20 protein-coding genes are annotated in these 23,002 nt (G+C 54.0%); 7 read left to right on the top strand and 13 right to left on the bottom strand.

Annotated features, from left to right (window positions below):
- Positions 1-626 precede the first annotated feature (626 nt).
- Positions 627-1,424 carry a class I SAM-dependent methyltransferase gene (locus tag IEV97_RS13400; protein ID WP_188501998.1) on the bottom strand — a complete coding sequence of 266 codons (798 nt, stop codon included), beginning with the start codon at positions 1,422-1,424 and terminating at the stop codon, positions 627-629.
- A 107-nt stretch (positions 1,425-1,531) separates the two neighbouring features.
- Here IEV97_RS13400 and IEV97_RS13395 point away from each other — a divergent pair, with 107 nt between their 5' ends.
- The 4 genes from IEV97_RS13395 to IEV97_RS13380 are packed head-to-tail and all read left to right on the top strand — an operon-like array spanning position 1,532 to position 3,775.
- Complete coding sequence (locus IEV97_RS13395; RefSeq protein ID WP_188501997.1) at positions 1,532-1,846, top strand: hypothetical protein; 315 nt, start codon at positions 1,532-1,534, stop codon at positions 1,844-1,846.
- Positions 1,846-2,505, top strand: coding sequence for a hypothetical protein (locus IEV97_RS13390; RefSeq protein ID WP_188501996.1), 660 nt, complete (start codon positions 1,846-1,848; stop codon positions 2,503-2,505). Before IEV97_RS13395 ends, IEV97_RS13390 begins: the two co-directional genes overlap by 1 nt.
- On the top strand, positions 2,502-3,332 hold the full coding sequence (locus IEV97_RS13385; RefSeq protein WP_188501995.1) for a sensor histidine kinase: 831 nt from the start codon (positions 2,502-2,504) through the stop codon (positions 3,330-3,332). The genes IEV97_RS13390 and IEV97_RS13385 overlap by 4 nt, the downstream gene beginning before the upstream one ends.
- A gap of 11 nt (positions 3,333-3,343) precedes the next feature.
- Positions 3,344-3,775 carry a response regulator gene (locus tag IEV97_RS13380; protein WP_188501994.1) on the top strand — a complete coding sequence of 144 codons (432 nt, stop codon included), beginning with the start codon at positions 3,344-3,346 and terminating at the stop codon, positions 3,773-3,775.
- A gap of 42 nt (positions 3,776-3,817) precedes the next feature.
- On the opposite strand, the gene IEV97_RS13375 is transcribed toward IEV97_RS13380, so the two are convergent.
- Positions 3,818-5,074, bottom strand: coding sequence for an MFS transporter (locus tag IEV97_RS13375; RefSeq protein ID WP_188501993.1), 1,257 nt, complete (start codon positions 5,072-5,074; stop codon positions 3,818-3,820).
- 437 nt (positions 5,075-5,511) lie between these two features.
- On the opposite strand from IEV97_RS13375, the gene IEV97_RS13370 reads away from it, so the two are divergent.
- A complete protein-coding gene (locus IEV97_RS13370) occupies positions 5,512-5,802 on the top strand; it encodes an HNH endonuclease (protein ID WP_188501992.1) in 291 nt (96 codons plus the stop codon).
- A gap of 15 nt (positions 5,803-5,817) precedes the next feature.
- On the opposite strand, the gene IEV97_RS13365 is transcribed toward IEV97_RS13370, so the two are convergent.
- Positions 5,818-7,317, bottom strand: a complete 1,500-nt coding sequence (locus IEV97_RS13365; protein WP_188501991.1) for a nicotinate phosphoribosyltransferase — start codon at positions 7,315-7,317, stop codon at positions 5,818-5,820.
- Between the two features lie 136 nt (positions 7,318-7,453).
- On the opposite strand from IEV97_RS13365, the gene IEV97_RS13360 reads away from it, so the two are divergent.
- Complete coding sequence (locus IEV97_RS13360) at positions 7,454-8,521, top strand: DUF6687 family protein (RefSeq protein WP_188501990.1); 1,068 nt, start codon at positions 7,454-7,456, stop codon at positions 8,519-8,521.
- A 389-nt stretch (positions 8,522-8,910) separates the two neighbouring features.
- On the top strand, positions 8,911-9,756 hold the full coding sequence (locus IEV97_RS13355) for a universal stress protein (RefSeq protein WP_188501989.1): 846 nt from the start codon (positions 8,911-8,913) through the stop codon (positions 9,754-9,756).
- 77 nt (positions 9,757-9,833) lie between these two features.
- On the opposite strand, the gene IEV97_RS13350 is transcribed toward IEV97_RS13355, so the two are convergent.
- The 10 genes from IEV97_RS13350 to IEV97_RS13305 form a co-directional block, all read right to left on the bottom strand.
- Positions 9,834-10,232, bottom strand: a complete 399-nt coding sequence (locus tag IEV97_RS13350; protein ID WP_188501988.1) for a hypothetical protein — start codon at positions 10,230-10,232, stop codon at positions 9,834-9,836.
- A 45-nt stretch (positions 10,233-10,277) separates the two neighbouring features.
- The gene (locus tag IEV97_RS13345) at positions 10,278-11,111 is read right to left on the bottom strand and encodes a thermonuclease family protein (RefSeq protein ID WP_188501987.1); all 834 of its coding nucleotides are present in this window, start codon (positions 11,109-11,111) and stop codon (positions 10,278-10,280) included.
- A gap of 121 nt (positions 11,112-11,232) precedes the next feature.
- The gene (locus tag IEV97_RS13340; protein ID WP_188501986.1) at positions 11,233-13,272 is read right to left on the bottom strand and encodes a tetratricopeptide repeat-containing sensor histidine kinase; all 2,040 of its coding nucleotides are present in this window, start codon (positions 13,270-13,272) and stop codon (positions 11,233-11,235) included.
- Between the two features lie 224 nt (positions 13,273-13,496).
- Positions 13,497-17,147, bottom strand: a complete 3,651-nt coding sequence (locus IEV97_RS13335; protein ID WP_188501985.1) for an AAA family ATPase — start codon at positions 17,145-17,147, stop codon at positions 13,497-13,499.
- Positions 17,148-17,329: 182 nt separating this feature from the next.
- Entirely contained in the window at positions 17,330-18,559 is a 1,230-nt protein-coding gene (locus IEV97_RS13330) for an exonuclease SbcCD subunit D C-terminal domain-containing protein (protein ID WP_188501984.1), read from the bottom strand.
- 284 nt (positions 18,560-18,843) lie between these two features.
- Positions 18,844-19,266 (bottom strand): hypothetical protein, encoded by a 423-nt coding sequence (locus IEV97_RS13325; RefSeq protein WP_188501983.1) that lies wholly within the window; start codon positions 19,264-19,266, stop codon positions 18,844-18,846.
- A 73-nt stretch (positions 19,267-19,339) separates the two neighbouring features.
- The gene (locus IEV97_RS13320) at positions 19,340-19,735 is read right to left on the bottom strand and encodes a rhodanese-like domain-containing protein (protein WP_188501982.1); all 396 of its coding nucleotides are present in this window, start codon (positions 19,733-19,735) and stop codon (positions 19,340-19,342) included.
- Between the two features lie 122 nt (positions 19,736-19,857).
- Positions 19,858-20,166 (bottom strand): ArsR/SmtB family transcription factor, encoded by a 309-nt coding sequence (locus IEV97_RS13315; protein ID WP_188501981.1) that lies wholly within the window; start codon positions 20,164-20,166, stop codon positions 19,858-19,860.
- A gap of 256 nt (positions 20,167-20,422) precedes the next feature.
- Positions 20,423-21,931, bottom strand: a complete 1,509-nt coding sequence (locus IEV97_RS13310) for a catalase (protein WP_188501980.1) — start codon at positions 21,929-21,931, stop codon at positions 20,423-20,425.
- A gap of 115 nt (positions 21,932-22,046) precedes the next feature.
- Positions 22,047-22,997: a YeiH family protein gene (locus tag IEV97_RS13305; protein WP_188501979.1), complete on the bottom strand. Its 951-nt coding sequence runs from the start codon at positions 22,995-22,997 to the stop codon at positions 22,047-22,049.
- Positions 22,998-23,002 lie beyond the last annotated feature (5 nt).

Here is a 23,002-nt window from a genome sequence, read left to right as displayed (position 1 = left end):
AAAAATCAAGACGATTTTAAACTCGCTGACCGCTCAAACACAAAATCGTCAAGAGTGCACATGGCTAAGGCTATCTGTTTCATAGCTTCCGGTGCAAGTTAGTCTTGCTATACCTGCCAGTAATGTGATGCTGTAACTACAGCGCTTATACCTGTGAATTGGCAGTTACGGATTCCCCTCCTTAGATAAGGAGGAGTAGGGGTGGTTGGACCGGGTTTAGCAAAGGAACTGCTTTAACCACGAAGCCTATACCCTGATATGGTTAAAGGCAGAAAGTCCCCCTTTGAAGGGGGCAGGGGGATGTCAATTGTCCACGAAAACTGAAGCTATGACGTCTATACCTGTGTGACGGCGATAACAGATTCCCCGCCTGGGGGTAGGGGCCCTCTTCAAGGACAAGGAGGGGCAGGGGTGGTTAGACCCGGTACTGCACAGAAACTGCTGTAACTACATAACTTGTACCTATCAAATGGCAATAGCTGAAATTCCCCTCTTGAGAGGGGCAGGGGTGTGTTATAGCAACTGCCTAACCTCCCCCTTCAGCTAAGATCCTTTCAGGATGACAGACCAGCAGTAGTTCTATAGGTCCTTTTTCGGAGTGAATGGGGAAAGCAACTATGAAAACCCTATACCTTCATGCACTTCAAACTATACACCATCGGAATCATATTCTGCAAATGTTTAATGCGCCAGTAGCCGTCCGGGCCCTGCACGGTGTGGCTGAAGCAGTTGTAAGCGGAGTAGGGGAATTCGTGGAAAAGCTCCAGTTTCAGGCCTTGGTTCAGCAGCGCCGTGATGACTTCGCTCAGACTGTGGTTCCAGGAGTATTCCTTATACCTGATCGGTGCATCACGGTCAGCGTAGGTGCCCGTCTGCTCTTCTATGATTGGCTCAGAGGTATTGTGGTAGGGATATTGCACTTGCGTGAAGTCATTGTCGAACATCCACACCACCGGATGAAACTCGGCCATATAGAAAGTGCCGCCCGACTTCAGAAAATGCGCGATCACTTCGGCCCAGCGGTTCAGGTCGGGCAGCCAGCCGATCACCCCGTAGGAGGTGAACACAATATCGAACTGCCCCTGCAGGTTTTCTTTCAGATCATACACATTGGAACACACGAAGCGGGCATTCAGACCAAGCTCCCGGTTCAGTTTCTCCGCTTCTTTTATCGCCTCGTCCGACAGGTCTATACCGGTGGCTTCGGCGCCCAGCCTGGCCCAGGAGAGCGTGTCCTGTCCGAAGTGGCACTGCAGGTGCAGCAGGCGCTTGCCGGCAACAGGCCCTACCTCCTTCAACTCAATGGCATTCAGGCTGGACTTTCCCGCCTTAAACCCGGCCACATCATAAAAAGCGGAGTCTTTGTGGACGGCGGTGCGCAGGTTCCACGCTTGTCTGTTCGCTTCAAAATATTCCTGTTCCATCCCGTCTCTAGGTAAAATGTAAGATTAGTTGAAAGATAAAAATACGATAAATTGCTTTATCTAAAATTTTATATATTTACATTTAATCTTCTCTACGAACAAAATCCATGGAAATCACAGGAAAAGAAGGCGGGCCGATAACACGTGACCAGGCAAAAAGATGGACAGCCCGATACAGATCAAGCGGCAAAGGCAAAACCAATTCGCATCTGTTCGGAGCCGACACCGTCAAGGAACTTCTCGCACAGGAAAACTGCGTGGCAATGCGCATCTACTATGCCCTGGATGATAACGGAGAACAGCAACTACTACTGGTAGGGACAGACGCTGAAGGCAACGACATGACCGAAGGCCTGATATTGGACCTAGCCTCGCCCTGTCCACCTGACTGTTCGGTTAACAAAAGCGAGTTAGCAGGCTAATGGAGTTCTTCCTGGCACATATCTATCCTTCCTTGAAATGGGTCGCCGTGTTGAGCCCTCTTTTGCCTTTCGGAGTGGGGCTTTGGTTGATCCGGAAACAGAAAGATCCCAAATTCAGGTTAATGCTCCTCTATATAATACTAGGGGTAATTGCCCAGGCGGCGCAAATCATAACAGCAAAGCTGGGGACTACGAATAATCTCTGGATGAATCATGTGTACACCTTAATTGGCTTTAGCGTGTTAGCTGGCATATTTTATTACAGTTTCGACAAAATCATGCTCAAGCGCACCATTATTTTCGGGATAGTTTTGCTTTGTGTACTCAACTATTATGATGCCTTTATCACGGACGGTTTAACCAAGATGAATTCCGTGTCGCGGGTTGCGGCCAGTGTCATGCTGATCATACTGGCCATCACTTACTTTTACAAGGTCGCCAACAATGCTAAAATCATTTACCTGGACCGTGACCCAATGTTCTTACTAAGTTGCGCCATCCTGATTTATTATGCCGGAACAAGTATGTCCTATGCTATTTTTAATGAGGCGCTGGCCATTTCAAATGATGCGGCACGCATCTGTGTAGCCATCAACATGGTACTTCTTATCCTGTTCTACACAAGTCATGTGTTTATTTTGAGGAGGATGGCCGCATGATAGAAACATTGACTCCTTTGCTCATCATCACGCCGGTGTTGCTGGTAATGGCCATAGGCATTATCGTGTTCGTGTTTGCCTACCAGCGCCGTATGCTGCAGCACCAGGAGCACCTGCGCGAACTGCAGGAACTACGGCAGCGGCAGATGCTGGAAGCGGCCCTTGACGCGCAGGAGGAAGAACGCCGCCGCGTGGCCCGCGACCTGCATGACGAAGTAGGCGGTATGCTGGCCCTTATCCGGCTCAACATAGGCCAGGTGGAGCGCAAGTGCGCTGAAAACGAAGCTGCTGCCGAAACAGCCCACCGTTCCAAAGAACTGCTCGACGAGGCGATACAGAGTGTGCGCCGCATCTCGCACGACCTGCTGCCAGTAGTACTCGACAAAATGGGGCTGGTGCAGGCCATCAACAGTCTGGCCCGATCAGTACCGCCCGACAGTGGCCTGGAGGTGAAGTTCACCCACAACCTCGAAAAATTCCGGCTCGAAGCCCGACAGGAATTGCTGCTGTTCCGCATCCTGCAGGAACTTGTTAACAATACCCTGAAGTATGCCGAGGCTAGCCTGATCACCATCAATCTGCACCGCGAAGACGATAAGCTGACCCTCCGCTATACCGACAACGGCAAGGGATTCAACTACAACGCCACCCTGGATGAGGGAGGGGTAAGCAGCGGTTTGGGCCTGAAAAACATGCAGAGCCGCGTGGACCTGCTAAACGGTGCCATCAACTTCTTTTCAAAGCTGGGAGCAGGTATAAAAGCTGAAATTGTTGTCCCTGTTGCTTATCTTATCGTTATTATTTATAACTTTGGGTTGCTTAACTAGGGTTTGCTATTATGGAGCTGCAGCCACTGACACTTGCCATCGCGGATGATCATACCCTCTTCAGGAAGGGCGTAATCGAGATTCTGAAGAATTTTGAGGAAATCACGGTGATAAGTGACGCTGCTAACGGGGCTGAACTGCTTGAGAAAATAGAAGGCAACCTGCCGGACATCATCATGCTGGACCTCGAGATGCCTGATATGGATGGCATTGCCGTGGCCCGCTACGTGCTCAGCAAATACCGCAAAGTAAAGATCCTGATCGTTTCGATGTATGGGGAAGAAGAGTTAGTGAAGAAACTGCTCGACGAAGGCGTGCACGGTTACCTACTCAAGAGCGCCGATCCTGAGGAACTGCGGGAAGTGCTCCAATTGCTCCGGAATGGTAAAACACACTACCCAGTATTCTCTCAGAATTTTTTCATGACACGAACGCTACGATAGAAATAAAAAAGCCGCCCTTACGAGCGGCTTTTTCTATACCTGTCAGCCTACCGTCCGGATACGGTTAACGGTCCACACGGCCACCAGCGTGACCACACTCGCCATAATGCCCACCCAGTTGTAGTGCGTGAGCGTGCCGCTGGCTGTTTCCTGCACAATAAGGCCGCTCACAAAAGCCGCTATACCTGCCCCCAACTGCTGTACCGAAGAGTTGATGCTCATGAAGCTGCCACGTAGCTCCGGCTCCACGCTGGAAGTGACCAGCGACATGGCCGGCACAAAGCGGGCTCCGAAAAGGATAAAGAAGAACGTAGAAACCGTGAGAGCCAGCACCATGCCCACAGGTGGCAGGTTAGTAATGAGCAAAATCGGGATGATAGAGAGAATGGCGGCCCACCGGAAAATGAGGTGCTTGCCATACCTGTCGGCCAGGCGCCCCGCCCACTGCGAAGTGAAGACCGTTGCCAGTCCGCCGAACAGGTAGATGTAGCTCAGGTCGCGCTCCGAAAAGCCCACGTTGGCCACCATATACGGACTGATGAAGGGTACCACCAGGAAGCCTGCCATGGTGAGGGTAACCGTGAGCGCCATGGCCCATTGCAGGTTGGGCTGCACCACCATCGCCTTGAGGGCACGGAACGGATTGCCGGGTCTGGCATTGGTCAGGTGCCCGCGCATGGCCGGCAAAAAGCGCACTGCCACCAACAGGATCACCACGCTAAGTCCTACCAGTAGGTAAAAAGGAGCATGCCAGCTCATCTCACTGGCCAGGTATAGCCCGATCGGTATACCGGCAATAGAGGCCACCGAGAACGCCGCCATCACGCGACCCGTTGCCGCACCCCGGCGATGCTCTGGTATGGCATCGCCTATAATGGCCAGCACCAGCGCACCTAGCACACCGCCAAAACCGCCGGCTACCACTCTGGCCAGTAGCAGCAATCCATAGTTAGGGGCAATGGCGCAACCCAGCGTACCCACAATAAAGCCGACGTACAGCGCCAGCAGGGCATGTTTTCGGTCGAAGCGGTCGATGAAGAGGGCGCTCACAAAACCGGCGATGGCCGCACTAAAAGTATAGGCCGACACCAGCAGGCCAAACTCGCGGGGCGAGATGCTGAACACCCGCATCAGCTGTGGCCCCAGCGGCATCATGATCACAAAGTCCATCATGTGCGTGAACTGGATGGCCGCCAGCAAAAAGATCAGCAGGCCCTCCCGGATCTGGTCTTTCGGCACCAGGGACTCTTGGGCAGGGGCCATTATCGGAGCAGGATTGTTATCCTGAAATCTATTCATAGTTTAAACATTGAAATCAAAACAGGGCGCCAATGTACTAATAATTTGCGTCTGCTTAGCGGTAAATTTTATTTCTACTCACACCATGTAACTGTCCCCATAGAAGGCGGACATCGTGTCGGTGCATCAGCTCAACAGCTACAGCTAACCACAGAACCTTGTGTATACGCGATTCGTCTTCCGAGCGCTATACCTGTTCAGCAGATCCTTGTCTATTCATGTTGGTAAGCACGTGTGCAAAGTGAGCGCTACCAGCTGGGCGCAAGACTTGTAAACCTTGCGAGTGGCACAAATGTTTTTAATCAGGCAAAGGGTGTAATTGTATAGTTTTGGATAGGGTATGCAGGCTGAAAATACGCACACGTATGCTCAGGCAAAAGCCCGAACTATGTAGCACTCGCGCGTAACAGTGAGGCCGCGCATAAAGTAAAAACCTTATGGCAAAGAAAGAGGCGGAACTGGTCTGTGAGCTCTGCGGCCGGGAGGTGCTATACCTCACGCGGCATCACCTGGTACCCCGGGAGGAGGGAGGCCGCTACGGAGCCACGGCCGAGCTGTGCCAGCCCTGCCACAGCACCCTGCACCTGACCTTCAGCAACCGCGAACTGGCCATGCAGTACAACTCTATACCTGCGCTGCAGCAGGCCGAAGACCTGCAAAAATACCTCAAATGGGTGCGTGGCAAGCGCGTTGAGCGCATCTCCAACCGGCGCGGCCGCAAACGATAAGGTATAGCACCTGTGCTAGTGTGCCTGCCGCGCTTTCAAAGCAGCCTCGCCTTTCTCGCGGATGGCCAGCACCAGATTGGTTTTGAACTGGTGGAAACCAGCCTCCAGACCGGCCGGGTAACTGTGCGGGTTCAGCAGGCGGCGGATGCTTTCGTGCAGTTTGCCGATCTCCTCCTGGCGGTGCTTCCGGATGGCTTTCAGGTCGGGCAGTTCCTGCACAAGTTCTCCTTTGGCGAGCACAGGCTGCAGCAGGTCTTTGTAGGGAGTGCCTTCCGGCACCGCTTTGCGGCGGGTGTTGTCAAGCGGATTCACGATGAGTGCTTTTGCTGGCAGCGGTTCTGCTTCGTTGAAGATCATGTCTCCCACAAACCCCTGTTCATCATAAAAGCGGCGTACCTGCTGTATACCTGGGTTAGAGGTCTTTTCGAGTTGCTCCGACAGTTTCAGGGTATAGTTCCATTCCCCGTTCTCCTGTTTAAAAGCCGCCAGTTTGTACACCCCGCCCAGCGCCGGCTGGTCATAGGCCGTCACCAGCTGCGTACCGATTCCCCAGACATTGATCTTGGCGCCTTGCTGTTTCAGGCTGCTCACGATGTTTTCGTCCAGGTCGTTACTAGCCACAATGTTGGTATCGGTCATGCCTGCTTCGTCGAGCAGCTTCCGGGCCTCGATGCTAAGGTAGGTCAGGTCGCCGGAGTCCAGTCGGATGCCTTTTAGCTTAAAGCCAGTGGAGTACAGCTTTTTGGCTACCTCAATGGCGTGGCGCACGCCTTCCAGTGTGTTGTAGGTGTCCACCAGAAACACCGAGTCGTGGGGGAAGGCTTTGCCGTAGGCTTCAAAGGCGTCTGCTTCGCTCTCAAAGGCCTGCACCCAGCTGTGGGCATGGGTGCCGCTCACTGGTATGCCGAACAGTTTGCCGGCCAGCAGATTGGAGGTGGCATCCACGCCCCCCACATAAGCGGCCCGGGCGGCTGCCAGCGACCCGTCAATCCCCTGGGCGCGGCGCATCCCGAACTCACTCACCAGGTCATCTTTGGCTGCCTCTTTGATGCGGGCCGCTTTGGTGGCGATCAGCGTTTGAAAGTTCACGATCGTCAGCAGGGGCGTTTCCACCAACTGCGCCTGCAGGAGCGGTCCCCGCACCCGGATCAGCGGCTCGCTCGGAAATACAACGCTTCCCTCCGGAATGGCATCCACGTCGCAGGTAAAGCGCAGGTCGCGCAGGTAGTCCAGGAAAGCCTGCTCAAACAGCGGCTCGTTCTGGCCGCCGCGCAGGCCGCCCAGGTATGCCAGGTCCTCTTCCGTGAATTGCAGCTGCTGCAGATATTCCACCACATGGGCAAGCCCCGCCGCTACCGTATACCCTCCCTTGAAAGGCGCCTTGCGGAAGTAAAGGTGAAAAACGGCTTCCCGCTCTGCTATACCTTCTTTCCAGTAGCCGTAGGCCATGGTGAGCTGGTAGAGGTCGGTCAGGAGGGAAAGGGAACTGCGGTATAGCTGCTGGAGGGTTGACATCGTGCTGTTTGTTGATGATTTTGTAATTAAAACGAAAGCCCGGACAATTGGGTGTTCCGGATGCCTGTTGCACCTGGTGTGTTGTTAAGAACGCCCGAATTTAAGGGATGCCATCAGATTTAGCTATATTTAAGGCATGATAAAGCGACAGTTTATACCTTTTGGCGACGTAAAAGAGAAAAAGGCCATCATCGTAGACAGCATGCACCCCAACGGACTGGTGCTTTCGCACTGGCGTGGCGCGCCCACTCCCGCTGAAGTGCGCGACGATACCAGCGCTGCCATGGTGCTGCATGCCCTACGGCTCAACCTGCCCGGTTTGGATTTGCCTTATGTCACAGCCAACCATTTCGACATCGATGGGTTTGTGGGCGTATGGAGTTTGCTGAACCCGGAACCGGCGCTGGAGAACGAGGAACTACTGCGCCTGATGGCCCACATCGGCGATTTCCGGGAACTGGACCTGAACCATCCACTGGCAGGGGAGGCGCTGAAGCTGGTCTGCTGGCTCAACACCCGCGAGCGCGACATGTTCTATGCCCCTTTTGCCGCCGACGAGTCCGAGGAGAAAGAAGCGAAACGCTGCGTGGACAAGTTCAGGTATTTTCTGCGGGAGTTTGGCCGCGTACTGCAGGACCCTGACTGGGAAAAACCGGTTTGGGAAGAGGAGGTGGCTGACGTACTGATCGGCTACCGCGACATGTACAAGCCCGACACCAAACTGCAACGCTTCCCCGACCTGGGCCTGATTGTGATCGAAACCCAGAAACCGGTGCATTACTACGCCCTGTTCAGCCGCACGATCGGCTTCGACATCGTGCTGACTTGCTACGAGGGCAACCGCTACGAACTGGAGTACAAGTACACCACCTGGGTCGATTTCGCTTCCAGGCCCACCCTGCCCCGCATCAGCCTGAAGCCTTTGGCAGCGCAGCTCAACTCCCTGGAAACCTCCGGCTATACCTGGACGGCAGACAGTCTGACTGAAACCGGCCCGCTGTTGCGTCTCGAAGGAAAGGATCTCTCGCGTATGGAGCGCTACGACCACCCGACTACCCGGGAAATTCATACCTCCTCTATACCTGCTGAGGAGATGAAGCAACTGGTAGTGGACTACTTCCGGGAAAAGTACGCAGGTATAGCTCCGAAACGCTATTGGTCCTGGGAGGAAGTGAAGGAGCTAAACAAGACGATAGGCAGATAGTGAAGGAGCTATGCTCGGGGCTCGTTTCTTCGACTCTTTGAAACCATCTCAATATGTATCCAAGCACCATTGACGTTAGTTTTCAGAAGAGACTGTCCCCTCAAGGGGACAGCTCTGGTTAACGGAAAACTTCTGCAATGGCTTTGTGGAGAACATTTAGCTTGTTTAAAAGAGTAGGGGCTTGCATACCCCTAATTTCCTCACTGGTCAGAAGTTCTGTTGGCATAAGGATCAAACAAAGCGTCTCCGGGACAGGTATAAGCAGGCGCACTGAATTCGCCTGAAATGATGCAGGTCATTTTTATTTTCCGGATTAAAGCAAATCTTTACTTCAACACGTATACATAGTGAATCTTTGATATAAACCGCCTACCCAACCACCAGACAACATGAAAAAAATCCTTTGCCCTACCGACTTTTCTAAAACAGCTAACAACGCGCTGGAATACGCCATGCTGATCGCCCGTCAGTCAGGAAGCCACCTTACCCTGCTGCATGTGGTGCACCTGCCCATCGTCGACACCTCCGAAACCGCCCTGGTGGCCAGCGAGTTGCTGGGTGAGCAGATGCGGGATGCCGAAGAACGACTGGTGAACCTCTGCCGCGAAATAGAGGAGCGCCATGGTGCGAACCGGGATGGCGGATTTACCTGCGACTACATCATCAGAGAGGCCCTGCTGACCGATCTGGCCGAGCACCTGACCAAGACCGCCGGCTACGATCTGATCGTGATGGGAACCACGGGCGGTGGCAACGCGCTCGAGGAAATGCTGATCGGAAGCAATGCCGAAGCAGTGATGGAGCAGGTGAAATGCCCGGTATTGTCTATCCCTTCCACAGCCACTCATCCGCGCATCGAGAAGATCATCTATGCATCGGACTATGCCGCTGATGATATAGCCACCCTGCGCGAAGTGCTGGACTTTGCAGCCATGTTCGGGGCCAAAGTAGACGTGGTGCATGTGAACAAAGCAGGACGCACGAGCGATAAGAAAGATGGATTTATGCAGGAGATGGCGCAGGCCTTCCCGGGCGCTCCCATCCATTTCGAGGAAGTGGTCAGTAAACACCGCACCGACGGTATTAAAGAATACTACAACGCATCAGGCGGCGACATGGTGGCCATACTGCGGCGCGAAAAAGGCTTCCTGCGCGAGCTCTTCTCGCAGAGTCTGGCTGAAAAAATGACCTACCAGGCCGAAGTGCCGCTGCTGGTACTGAAAGGCAGAAAGTAGTACTTATGATACCTTAAACGCGCAATGCGGTAGCTCTAAAGGAACTGCCGCATTGCGCGTTTAAATGTGTGCTGTAACTATTGGCCTTGCAGCCCGGTTTCCATTCTCACGGCATTCTCGTCAAACACATAGGCCAGGTCGGCGCTGCAGGTCTCGCAGTTGTAGCGACCGAAAGCCTCGACGGCACGCGGTAGGGTCAGGTTACGGAAGGTGCTCGCGCAGCTGATCAGCACCGGGCAATCGTGTTTCTGGTGAAAAGTATCTTCGCTTGGGTCCATGCAGATGTACACCCGCTTTTTCTCCAGCCCTTTGAAGGAGTAATACTCTGGTTTGGGACGGGGCTCCCGCTTTGTTGTGTCGGCTATTGCGGTGCTCTCTTGCGCGTCAGTCTGTTCTGTTTGTGCGTTGTCGGGTGACTGGCAGGCAGCCAGCGAGATGAGCAGGCCACACATACCTGCCAGGGTCTTCTTGAACATAAAAATGATTTGTTGGATAGATTGCTATACCTAAAATAGGCGGAATTATTTAGGGCTGCAAGTTTTGTCGGCGCGTCTGTTGTGCTGGCGGATCGCCTCGGCTTCTGTAACCGTGATGACCTGCTCTTTGCAACGCTTCAAGACAGAACAGTTCGTGCTATAGTGGTAAACAGATGAACCGGAACTATCGCAGAGGTATACCTGGCGTTTGGTGGAGCCGGCAGGTACAGGGGCCTTGCTGTTGTCCACGGGAGCAGGTTTTTGCTTGCGGAAATCCCAGGGAGCTACCGGGTTCGGGTCCTGCCAGAGGCCGCGCTTAAAGCGGCGCGCATCGGCTTCCAGGTTAGCCAGGGTTTTGTCTTTGGAATAGGCCGTGTAGTGCCAGGCATAGCCTTCGCGCACCAGTTCTTCGTTCAGGCTGCGGCCATCGGGCAGTATGATCGTGCCCACGGTGCGGCCGTAGCGGTCTTTGTTGTTTTCGATCAGGCGCACGTTTTTGCCAAAGGCCAGGTCGGAGGCAAACTGCTTGGCCCGCTGGCCAAAGGCCTGGTTCTTCTCGGGTGTGTCGACGCCGAGCAGGCGTACCGTGATGGTTTGCCCGTTGCGCAGCAGCTCAAAGGTGTCGCCGTCTTTTACACCCACCACCCGGTCGCCGGGCACCGTCGGGGTTTCCGTCTCCGGCACTGCCTTTGTGTTGTCGCTCGGGACTACAGCTGGCCTGGCAGGGTCTTCCTGTGGCGCGGTGGCCTCGGGTGTGTTTTGCTCCACGGCACCACGGCGCTGGCGGAATTCCTCCCGTGCTTTTTCATTGTCCTGCTTACAGGCAGGCGCAGCCAGCAGGCTGGCAAATACGAGTAGGTGTAAGATGGACTTATTCATGGGGCAAAGGTGCTGCTATTCTCCTTTTACAACAAACAGAACTATTTGTTTTTCTGACACGCTGCATTTAAAATGGCTGCCTCTTTTCAGAAGCAGCCATTTTTATATTTCTGTGAAAACGCTAAGCTATTTGCAACTGTTCTTCTTCTTTTTCTTCTTTCTCAGGCACCGGAGGGGTATCGTCTTCTTTTTCTTCTTTCTTAACGGAGCACGGGAGTGTGAACATGAACGTGCTACCCATACCTGGTACACTTTCTACCCAGATCGCGCCGCCGTTGTGCTCCACGAAGTCTTTGCAGAGTGCCAGGCCCAGGCCGCTGCCTTTTTCGTTGGCAGTGCCCCGGCTGGAGTAACTGCTGGCTCCGAAAAGCTTCTGTTGCACTTCCGGCGTCATACCAATACCGGTGTCTTTTACCGATACCAGCACATGGTCATCCTGCAGCCTGGCTGAAAGCGTCACCGTGTCGCCGGCCTTGCAGAACTTGATGCCGTTCGAGATCAGGTTGCGGAGCACCAGTCGGATCATTTCCTTGTCGGCACAGCCCGTCAGGCTCGGGTCGATCCTGTTGTCCAGCACCACCTCTTTGCTGCTGGCCACTGGCTGAAGCAATCGGATATTCTCGTCAGCCAATTCGCGCAGTGGCAGCGGTTTGGGGTCGGCCTCGAAGCCTTCCATTTGCGCTCTGGCCCAGTCGAAGAGGTTGTCGAGCATCCAGAGTACGTTCTGCTGCCCTTTTACTAAGCTGTTGAAAAGCCCTTCCTGCTTATCGGCCGGTACTTTGCCCATGGCCATGACATGCAGTAGTCCTTTGAGCGCCACCAGCGGACCACGCAGGTCGTGGGCGATGACGGAGAAGAGCTTGTCTTTGATGGTGTTGAGTTGCGTCAGTTTCTCTTTCTGTATGTTGAGCTGCTGGGCCTGCTCCGTCAGGGCTTTCTGGTGCTGGTTCAGTGCCTGGTTCTTGTGCATGATCAGCTCATTCTTCTGGGTGAGCAGCTTGTTGATGCGGCTCTGGTGCTGTCGTCCTCTGAAGAACACATAGGCCACGGCGCACACCAGCAGCAGCAGCGCAATCGTGAAATACTGCACAATGCTGCGCTGCTCCAGTTTGCGCAGGTTCAGTTCCTGTTCGGCTCGAAGCAGCAGGTTCTCTTTGTCTTTCTGGGCTGTTTCGTACTTCACGCGTTCCTGCGCAATGCGATCGGCCGCCCGTTCGTTGTGCAGGCTGTCGTTGTAGGCCGTGTGCAGTGTCAGGTAGTGGTGGGCCATTTCAAAGTTACCCATGGCGGCGTAAATGCGGTCCAAAATGGCGGCATTCTCACGAAGCACATACTTGCCTTCGTATGCTTTGGCAAGTTCCATACTGGCCAGTGCGTTATCGAGCGCCTTTTCGAAATTGCCGGCTTTCAGGTACGACTCGGCTTTGCCGCGCAGCACGTATACCTCATCATGCTGACTGCCCAGGTCATTGGCTATCAGATGGGCTTTGTTTAGGTAGGAGAGGGCGGTCTGAAAGTCGTTTTTGCCGTTGTAGGCGTCGCCGATGTTGATCAGCGAGATCACAATTCCCTGTTTATCATTCAGCTTTTCTTGGATTGGAAGCGCTTCCCGGTAATAGACCAGCGCCAGGTCATACTTACCTTGGTCCAGGTATACGCCGCCAATGTTACTCAGGGCGCTGCTCATGCGCAGGGTATCCTGTGCGGTGGTGGCAAGGGAGAGCGATTTTTTGTAGAGCGGCAGCGCCTCTTTGTGGTTGCGCTGTTCGGCGTACACGTTGCCGATGTTGTTGTAGCTGGCACTCAGGTCTGACGGATCACCCAACTTCTCACGGATGCGGAGCGCCATGTAGTAAAACTGAACGGCCTTGTCGATATCGCCGAGCAGGTAGTGGCCAGAGCCGGTCTCATTGTAGGCTAAGGCCAGTAATTTGTCATTACCCGCCTTCCGTGCCAGGGCAACCGCCTTGTTGCCGTACGCAATGGTGGTTTTCGGATTGATGCTGTTGTGCGCCTTGCTTAGTTCGCAGTACAACTCTACTTTCCGGGTTATATCCTCCGTCCGGTCCAATTCAGTTTTCAAATCCTGGATCAGGATTTTTTGCTGCGGCTGCGTCAGGCTGATAAGTAGGAAAATACGAGTCAGGAATAGTAGAAGCATAAGTACCTCTCTACAGTTAGAATTACCGTAATTGATTCATTAGCAGGGAGCAATATAAGAATTTAATGGTTAATAATGACAACCTGAATTCGTGAATAGAGAGGTTGCTTAAAAAAATGCAATTCTATATCAACCGAAAGGGTCCTGCTTAGCACAGGAAGGTATAACTACCCGAATCGGGCAGGTGTAGTCCTATGTTATGAAAAAGAAATTTATCTGCATAATCACGCCACAACGCGTATAGAACTTACTCCGCCAGGCTTTTTGGTCACCACAATCTGGGTGCTGATGCGCTCCTTCAGTGCCTCGACATGCGAGATGATACCGATGGTTTTGCCGGCGGCATGCAGGTTGTCCAGCGTTGAGATGGCGGCCTCCAGCGTGTCGGCATCGAGTGTGCCAAAGCCCTCGTCGATAAAGAGTGAGTTGATCTGGGTGCGGCGGCCGGCCAGGTCCGAAAGGCCCAGCGCCAGGGCCAGGCTAACCAGGAAGCTCTCGCCTCCGGACAGCGTGTTCATCGGACGTACGGCTTCCGCCTGGTAGGTGTCGACAATCTGCAAGGCCAGGTCCTCCTCCGGCGACTTAAGGATGCGGTAGCGGTCGTTGAGCTTGAGCAGGTGGCGGTTGGCCAGTTCCACGAGCCGGGCCAGGGTGAGCCCCTGCGCAAAGCGGCTGAACCTGGACCCGTCTGAAGACCCGATCAGGTCAGCCAGCTGGCTCCAGCGGTGGCAAACCTGCTGCTGCGTTTTCAGCTGTTCGGCCAGCGCTTTGTTCTTCTCGCGCTGTTGGGCATCCTGCTCCAATAGCTGCTGGTGGCGTGCCCGCTGCGAGATCAGCTCCCGCTGCAGTGCTGTTTTCTGATGCTGTTGCTCTTGCAATTCCGCTATACCTTCATCGGTCAGCTGGTTTTGCCGCAGCTGTGCGAGTTCCTGTTGCACGTCGCTCAGGCTCTTGCGGAGCTCGGTCAGGTGCTTTTCGGTCTGCGCTTTCAGGTTGGCCAGGCGGTCGGCCTCGTCGCGGTGGAGCAGCATCTGGCTCAGCACTTCGATGGTGGCGATGCCCTTTTGCTGCAGCACGTGTAGCAGGCCCTGACGCAGCTCTTCCAGCACCGAGGTGTTCTGCTGGTGTTTTTGTTGGCATTCTGTCTGGCGGGCACGGGCTTCCTGGAGCTCCTGCTGTTTCTGCAGTTGGTGGCGACGGGCCTCTTCGGCATGCCGGGCTCTTGCGCTCAGCTCCTCGTTGGCCGACCTGCGCTCCTGGTCCGGGTCTTTGTCGCCAAACAAGGTATAGCGCTCGTTCTTGAGTTTGGTCAGCTGTTCGTGCTCTTCTGTCAGACCAAGCTTGCGCTCTTCCAGTTCTTTCTGTTTCTGGGATTCGTTATCTTTTAAATTTTTAACCAATTGCTGTAAGGCGATATACCTCTCGCGCATCCCTTCCAACGCCTGTTGCTTTAGGGTATAGGAAGTGGCTAGCTGATCCAAGGTTTGCACCAGGTTGTGGCGCTCTTCGGCCTGGTAGCGCAGTCCGAATGTAGTGGCAAAAGATTCGGCGGTTTCGGTATGGGCCTGCTGTTGCTCCAGTTCGTCTGCCAGACTCACCTGTAGTTTCTGAAGCTGGCTTTGCAGCATTTTGTCGGATGCCTGCAGCTGGTTAAAGGTCGACTGGGCCTGCACCTGCGCTTCGCGGAGCTGCTGCAATTGCTGGTTTATACCTTCCAGTTCACGACTTAGCGTCCGGGCTAGTGCCAGTTGCTGCTGCAATGCCGTGGCTGCTTCCTGCTGCTGGTGCAGGAGCTGTGCTAACTGGGCTAGGTCGTCTATACCTGTTTCCTGCGGCAATCCTGCGGTCGCCTGCGCAAAGGTATGGCGGAGTCGCTGCAACTCGGTTTCTGCTTCCGTTTTGGCGATCTGCTCCAGCTGCTGTTTTTGTTCCAGGGAATTGTGTAGTAGCTGTAACTTTTGCAGGCCTTGCTCCAACTCCTTCACCAATTGCTGCTGACTGTCACGTTTCTGCACTTCTTCGGGCAAATCGAAGGTATAGCCGTTCTCCGCAAACGGGTGGTGAGTGGAGCCGCAGAGCGGACACGGCTCGTCCTGCGCCAAGGTATGGCGGGCTTCCTCGTACTGCTGGATCTGTTGCTGCAGCTGCACCAGTTTTTGGAGGGCCAGCAGGTGCTCGCTGGCCTGGCTATACCTGTTCTTGTTACCCTGGAGTGCGGTGTCGGTCTCTTTTAGTTGTTGCTTTAGCTGTGCCAGAGTATCGTTGGTCAGCTGGAGTTTTTGCTGCTGCGAGGTGTGCTGTTGCGCCACTTCGTGCAGACGCTCATAGCGGGCCAGCAAGGCAGGCTGCGCTTGCGCTGCCTGCTCCAGTTCGTCCATACTTTTATCGGCTAATATACCTTGCAGCACAGTTAGCTTTTCGGTTTTTTGTCGTTGCAGCTGCTCGTGTAGTGTCTGCTGCTTTGCCTGCTGCTCCTGCAGCGCAGTAAGCTGACCGGCTTCTGAAGCCCGCTGCTGCGTCAGTTCCTGTTTCTCCTGCTGAAGGCGGCGGATGCGCTGCTCCACCTCCTGCAGGTCGCGCAGTACGACTTTGAACTCAGGCAGATGCTCCTTGAGGTCCTGCAGTTTGGCATTTTGCTCCAGCCAGTTTTTTATACCTGTCGCCTCCTGCGTCAGCTTATCTAGCTCCTCTTGCCTAGCCTGCAATTGTAGCTGTTCTTGCTTTAGCTGTTCATCAAAGGCAATATAGGAGTTTTTATTCCTGGTATAGGATGCACGAATGCTGTTGAGGTGGTGGTCAAGACGGACGGTCTGCGTCAGGATAGGATCCAGTTTCTGTATAGACTCTTCTTGCTGCTGACACGCCTTGGTGGCCTCCAGGGCGATTTTTCCGGCGGCTTCCAGTTCCGTCTCCAGCGTAGGCACTCGTTTTTGCAGGGTTTGCAGCTGCTCCTGTGCTTCCACCACTTTGCTGTTGGCGCTGCGGATCTCAGCCAGTTCGCCCACAAACTGGTGGGCTTGCTGGTGCTGGGCAAGTTTCACAAAGTCAGGCTGTAGCTGCTGTAGCTTCTGCTCCTGTACCGCGAGGGACTGCTCGTGTTGCTGCTGTCGCGTTTGCAGCTGCGCTACCTGCTGCAGCCATTGCACCTTGGCCTGCAGTGTGGTCAGATCTTGCTGAAGGGCCGTTTCTTGCGTTATCAGCTCTTGTATGCTCGCTTCATAAGCCACACGCTGCTCTTCGGGCAATAGTTGTGTGTTCTGAATCAGCTGCTCCAGACTTTCGTATTTCAGTCGCTCCTGCTTGGCCTTCTCAAACGCGAACTTGGAGATGTCGGAGTAGATGCCCGTGTCGGTGATCTTTTCCAGCAAACTGCTGCGCTCGCTCGGATTTGCCTTGAGGAAGCGGGCAAAGTCGCCTTGCGATAGCATAACGGAACGCAGAAACTGGCTGTAGTCAAGTCCGCAGATCTCGGCCACCATGGCGGGCACTTCGCTTGGCTTTAGATCGAACAATTCGTCTTTTTCAAAGTCATACAACTCCATGTGCACGGGCTGTATCTTGCCCTCTGCTTTGCCCCGGCTGCGTCGGAGGTGCCACTTCGAGCGGTATACCTTGCCACCAGCCTCAAACTCCACCTCTGCAAAGCATTCTGCCGTGTGGCGGGTCATCAGTTCCAGGGGACGCTCGTTGTTATGCCGGTGTGCCATGCCGTAAAGTCCCACCGTGATCGCATCCAGAATCGTGGTCTTGCCAGCACCAGTCGGACCAGTAATGGCAAACAACCCCGCATTAGCCAGCGGACTCTGGTCGAAGCGGATCTCGTGCTCACCTTTCAGCGAGTTGAGGTTGAGGAAACGGACGGCTAGGATTTTCATACAGTAGACTTAAGGCACTAGGCACAAGTAGGGGTACTTGGTGAAATAAATTCTTTTTTGAATAGCTCAGAACTGATACTTTATCGGTATTGTAGGCTGATCTTGCTGTGGCTTTGCCCGCTTTGTCCCAACCCTTTTACAATTGCTTTCAAACACTCGCGGGACCTGCGGACACCGCGAGGTTAAGATTCCTCCTCCTCCCGCATCAACTCCAACAGCTCCGCAAAGGTATGGCGCAACTCCGTGTGGTCGCTTTCCGGGAAGGCGCTTTCGCAGCGTTTCAGGAACACGTCTTTCTCGCTCAGGGTATAAAGGTCCACTTCTTCGCGCACTTCCTGCTCCAGGGTTCTTCGGGCTGTTTTGATGATGGGCGGACGGTGAATCAGCAGTTGCAGTTCGTCACTTTTCAGTTTCAGGATTTCGTCTAACTGCTGATTCAGGTCAGGTATAGGCGCGTCGAGTTCTACCTGCAGTTCGGCCCAGGCCGGCAAGGTATAGCTGCTGTTATCGTAGACCGCAATCTTCTGCTTTACCTCCTCCAGTTCGCCCTTAAAGCGCACCAGTTTGCGGCAGACAGGTATCGCAATCTCTTTCAGGTCCGTGAGATTGCCAGCCTCAAAGTCCAGCACATAAACCACTTTATTGTCGGCCACTTCGCTGAAGCTGAGTGGAATAGGGGAGCCGGAGTAGCGGATGTGGTGCGTTTTGTTGACCTGCTGCGGACGGTGCAGGTGACCGAGCGCCACGTAGTCGAACTCTTTGGGGAACTGATCGGCCCCGATCTGGCCGAGGTTGCCCACGTGTATTTCCTTCTCACTGTCAGAGGCGGAGCCGCCGGCGGCAAACAAGTGGCCCATGGCCACCACCGGTATACCTTGCGCTTTGTATGGCTGCACGTGCGGCACGAAGGCGGCGTAGTGCGCCGCTATACCTTGCTTAATGCGCTGCTCGCGCTCCTCGTAGCTTTCGCCAGGTATGGAAAGGCGTATGTCGCGGTCGCGCAGGAAGGGCACTGCACAAACCACGAGTTCCAACTCGCCGTTTTCGTCCCGAAGTTCGATCAGTTCGTCCAGCAGGTCAGCCGTGGCGCCGCCTATCACTTTTATGTTAAAGCACTCCAGCAGTTCCTTGGGGGCGTTGAGTGTGGAGACGGAGTCGTGGTTGCCCCCCGTGATGATGATGTGGCGGCAGCAGGTGGCGCATACCCTGGTCAGGAAGGTATAGTATTGTTTGAGGGCCGTGTTGGAGGGAGCACCGGTGTCGAACACGTCGCCTGCCATCAGCAACACGTCAATTTTTTCGGCTTCAATGGTTTGCAGGAGCCAATCCAGGAAATGCTGGTGTTCTTCGGTTCGTTCGAGGTTGACGAGTCGCTGGCCGAGGTGCCAGTCTGAAGTGTGTAGTATGCGCATGTCCCTGTTCCTTTCTCCTTTGCACCACAAGTTACATTAAGGCATAGCTATACTGCAAGTTTGTGATATAAATTTTTCCGGATCAGGTATAGTGGTTTTGCTATGTAAAACCGGTCAGCCCAAGGTATGGCCACCCAAAAAGAAGGGGTGTGGAGAAGCGACCTGAATGCGAAGGAATCTGAAAATATCCCGAAAGATGTGTCTGGGAAAAGCTCTCCGTCAGCTTAATCGTATACCTGTAATCGTGTCGATTTTTTCGGTAGGATGAACTCCACCAATTGGGTCTACTGATTGATCCAGATCAGGGCGTCTTTCTGGTTGGAGAAGTTTTTGAACTGGAACCGGTTAATGTTTTGTGCTTCAGCTCGGGTAGCGACTGCCTCGAGCGCCAGCTTATAGAAAAGGGTACTTGGCAGCACTCTGGCCAGTTTTTGAAGTGGGGTCTGCGAAAGCAATTCGTAGAAACTCGTAGACATCCAATCCTTGGTGGCTGTGTCCAGCATGCTCAGTCGTTCTGCATTGGCCACTGCTCGGGTAATGCCTGTGTCGCGGAGTGCCTCGTAAAGTTTGGTGCCGCCCGTGATCATTTCGGATTCGCTCACACCCCGTAACCACACGGCCATCAACAAGTTATTTTCCTGATCAACGTCTATCTTATAGAAATCCGAAGAAAATGCAGTTTGGAAAGTGGGTTGTTTTAGCAGCATGGCATCATATAAATCCTGTAAAGATACGTGAAAATATGAGGTGACGATCATGCTGCTTTCCCAAATGCAGCTATTATTCTTTCACCGGAAGGCCAGCTGATTTAAGGTCCTGGTACCCACCGATGTTGTAGACGTTCTTAAAACCTGCCTCTTCCATCAGTTTGGCCGCTTTTCCGCTGCGGTTGCCGCTGGCGCAGTACAGGTAGTAGGTTTTGTCCTTGTCCCAGTTCTGCATTTCTTTTTCGAACTCCCCGCTCAGGAAGTCGGCGTGCTGCGTTTTGTCGAGGTGTCCCGCTTCAAACTCAGCAGGAGTGCGCACATCAACCAGCATAACTTCTTGGTTGTCGATCTTTTCATGGTGCTGCTTATATTCTGTGGCAGAGATTGTCTTCACTTTAGCGTCGCCCTGCTGTGGGCTGCTGCAGTTCAGCAGGCTGGCTGCCATTACGGTCATCAGGAATAGTTTCATATAGATTGCGGTTTGACCTATGTTCATTTAACGTTTGCAGGGCGCTTTCAGTGCACCGGCTCGGCCTGGATTTCAGTTCAAAAAGTAATGATATGAAAATAATTTCATTTTACTATACAGGCTTACTGCACCGGTTTACAGCCCTTGATGCAATCGATGATGTTGGAGATGCTGGAGTCCGTCAGAAAATAAAACACGTTTTTGCCCTGCCGGCGGGTTTCCACCAAGCCTTTGTCGCGCATGTTGGTGAGGTGGTGGGAGAGGAGCGACTGTTCGATCTGCAGCACCTCCTGCAGCTGACTCACCGTGAGTTGGTCTTGCTGCTCCAGCAGATCGATGATGCTGATGCGCACCGGGTGGGCCACGCATTTGAGCACATAGGCCGTTCGTTCCAGCTTTTTCTTGTCTACCCTTACTTTCAGGTCGGTCATGCAGGTGTGTATAATAGGTAATTGCAATACATGATCATTTATTCATGTATAAATTTTAATACAATTTTGAGCGGCATTAGGTTCCGGGGAGCAGGCAGTAGCACAGGTATACCCAAACGGGGCAGGTATAGCGGAACAAAGAATATGCGTGCCCTGCTAAGTCTGTGTGGTAGGTAAGGAGCCAAGCAGGTTTCCTGAAACAGGAAAAGCCGGCACGGGGCCGGCTTTTCCATAGCATAAAATGCTCGTGTCAGTCCTAATTGGCGTGTATGGTGTCGCTCGCAAAGGCGCTTACGTCTACACCCAGGCCTTGCGCAACACCCAGTCCGAGACCAATGTCGGCGCGGAAAAAGTGACACAGCTGACGGTTTATAATCTCTGCCCGCTTCGGTCCGTCTATACCTTGCATGGCTCCCACGATATTGCAGATGGTGTTTTTCTTGTCCTCCGGCGTCATCAAACGGAACAGATCGCCCGGCTGGGTATAATGGTCGTTCTCACCCTCGGCGTTGCGGTCGTACCAGTCGGCCACTACGTTTGAGCCCAGGTTTTGCGCCGGCTCTTTGTAAGTTTCGTCCGCCTTGATGTTGTCGAAAGAGTTGGGGAAGTAGTTCGGGGCACTGCCTCCGTTGCCGTCTACCCGCATGGCGCCGTCGCGCTGGTAGTTGTTCACCGCAAACGGGCAGCGGTTCACCGGAATCTGCTCGTAATTAGCCCCGATGCGGTAGCGCTGCGAGTCCGGGTAAGACAGGAGACGGCCCTGCAGCATGCGGTCCGGCGAGAAGCCGATGCCGTCCACGAGGTGCGCCGGCGCGAAGGCCGCCTGCTCCACGTGCGCAAAGTAATTGTCCGGAATCTCGTTCAGTTCCAGCACGCCCACCTCGATGAGCGGGTAGTCCTTCTGCGACCATACCTTGGTCAGGTCAAATGGATTCCACTTGTAAGTAGCAGCCTCGGCTTCGGTCATGATCTGCACCTTCAGGGCCCAGCGCGGGAAGTCGCCGCGGTCGATGGCTGTGACCAGATCGCGCTGCGCATGATCGGGGTCCATGCCTTTCATCACAGTGGCTTCGGAGTCGGTCAGGTTCTGGATGCCCTGTAGTGTCTTGAAGTGGAATTTCACGAAGAAACGCACGTTGTCTTTGTTGATGAACGAGAAGGTATGGCTGCCGAAACCGTGCATGTGGCGGTAAGAAAACGGCGTGCCGCGGTCGCTCATCAGGATCACAACCTGGTGCAGACTCTCCGGGTTCAGCGACCAGAAATCCCACATCATGGTCGCGCTCTTGGTGTTGGTGCGCGGGTCGCGCTTCTGGGTATGGATGAAGTCCGGGAATTTCTTTGGGTCTTTGATGAAGAACACCGGCGTGTTGTTGCCCACCAGGTCCCAGTTTCCTTCCTCGGTATAGAACTTCACGGCAAAGCCACGCGGGTCGCGCTCCGAATCGGCGCTGCCTTTCTCGCCGCCTACTGTGGAGAAGCGCAGAAACACGCGGGTCTCTTTGCCGATTTCGCTGAACAGTTTGGCTTTGGTATATCGGGTGATGTCGTGGGTAACGGTGAAGGTGCCGTATGCGCCTGTTCCTTTGGCATGCACCACACGCTCCGGGGTGCGCTCGCGGTTGAAGTGCGCCAGTTTTTCGTGCAGGATAAAGTCTTCGAGTAAAATCGGGCCGCGCGGACCGGCAGTCATGCTGTTTTCGTGTTCGTAGTAGGGCTTACCGGAAGCGGTAGTTAGTTTGGCGGGTTGATTTTCGCTGTTCATATCCAAGGGTTTTGAGATTGCTGTGTTTGAATGCCTCAAAAGTATAGCCCCTAGCTATATAGTTCAAATCAATTAAATTGATGTTATGATAGTCTTTGTCTATGATGTGCCAGGCTTAGCCTAATCCGTAGATAAAAGACAGTGAAACCACTGAAATAAAAAGCCATAGAATAAGGCCTTGCCAGAAGGGTTTTGGACTGATCGCTTTCAGAGCGCTCAGGCTAATGTTAGCACCGATCAGGAAAAGGCTCAGAAGCAGTCCTTTTTTTGCCAGCATCACGAGGGTGGGCGAGACGGTTTCCATGGCAGGTATAAAGGTGCTGATGACCGAAGCCAGCACAAAGAGCAGAATAAAGGTGGGGATGCTCAGTTTCTTTTGCCCGTCTTTGAACAGCAGGCTGGAGACCAGCACCAGCGGCACGATCCAAAGCGCCCGGGTGAGTTTAAGCGTGGTGGCAATCTGCAATGCTTCGTCTCCGTAGCGCGTGGCAGCGCCTACCACCGAACTGGTGTCGTGTATGGCGATCGCCGCCCAGGTGCCGAATTGTTGCTGTGAGAGACCAAGTGCATGTCCGATCGGCGGGAAAATAAAGAGCGCCACCGCATTCAGCACAAACACAATGCCGAGTGCCACGGAAATTTCCTGATCGTTGGCTTTGATAGCCGGAGCCACCGCCGCAATGGCACTGCCCCCGCAAATGGCCGTGCCCGACGACAGCAGGTGCGTGAGGCGGGGCGGGGTATAGAACAGCTTGCCCAAAAGCAGCCCGACCCCCAGGGTAGCGGCCAGCGACACCAGGGTATAGACAATGCCCATCAGTCCGGTCTCCGCCACCTGGTACAAATCGATTCCGAAGCCCAAACCCACTACCGCCGCCTGCAACAGGTGTTTGGAAATTGTGCCGGTATGCGCCTGAAACGGGTTGCCCAGCACGAGCCCCACAACCAGACCGGCTCCCAAAGCCATCGCCGAATTCAGCAGCGAAGTAAGCAGGATCAGAAGGACAAAAGCAATAAAGATCGTTTTCTGAAGCAGGGGAGAAGGGACCGGAAACAGCTTGGGCATGCTTT

Source organism: Pontibacter amylolyticus, from assembly GCF_014638845.1.
Lineage (GTDB): Bacteria > Bacteroidota > Bacteroidia > Cytophagales > Hymenobacteraceae > Pontibacter > Pontibacter amylolyticus.
This window is presented reverse-complemented; position numbering and strand designations above follow the sequence as displayed.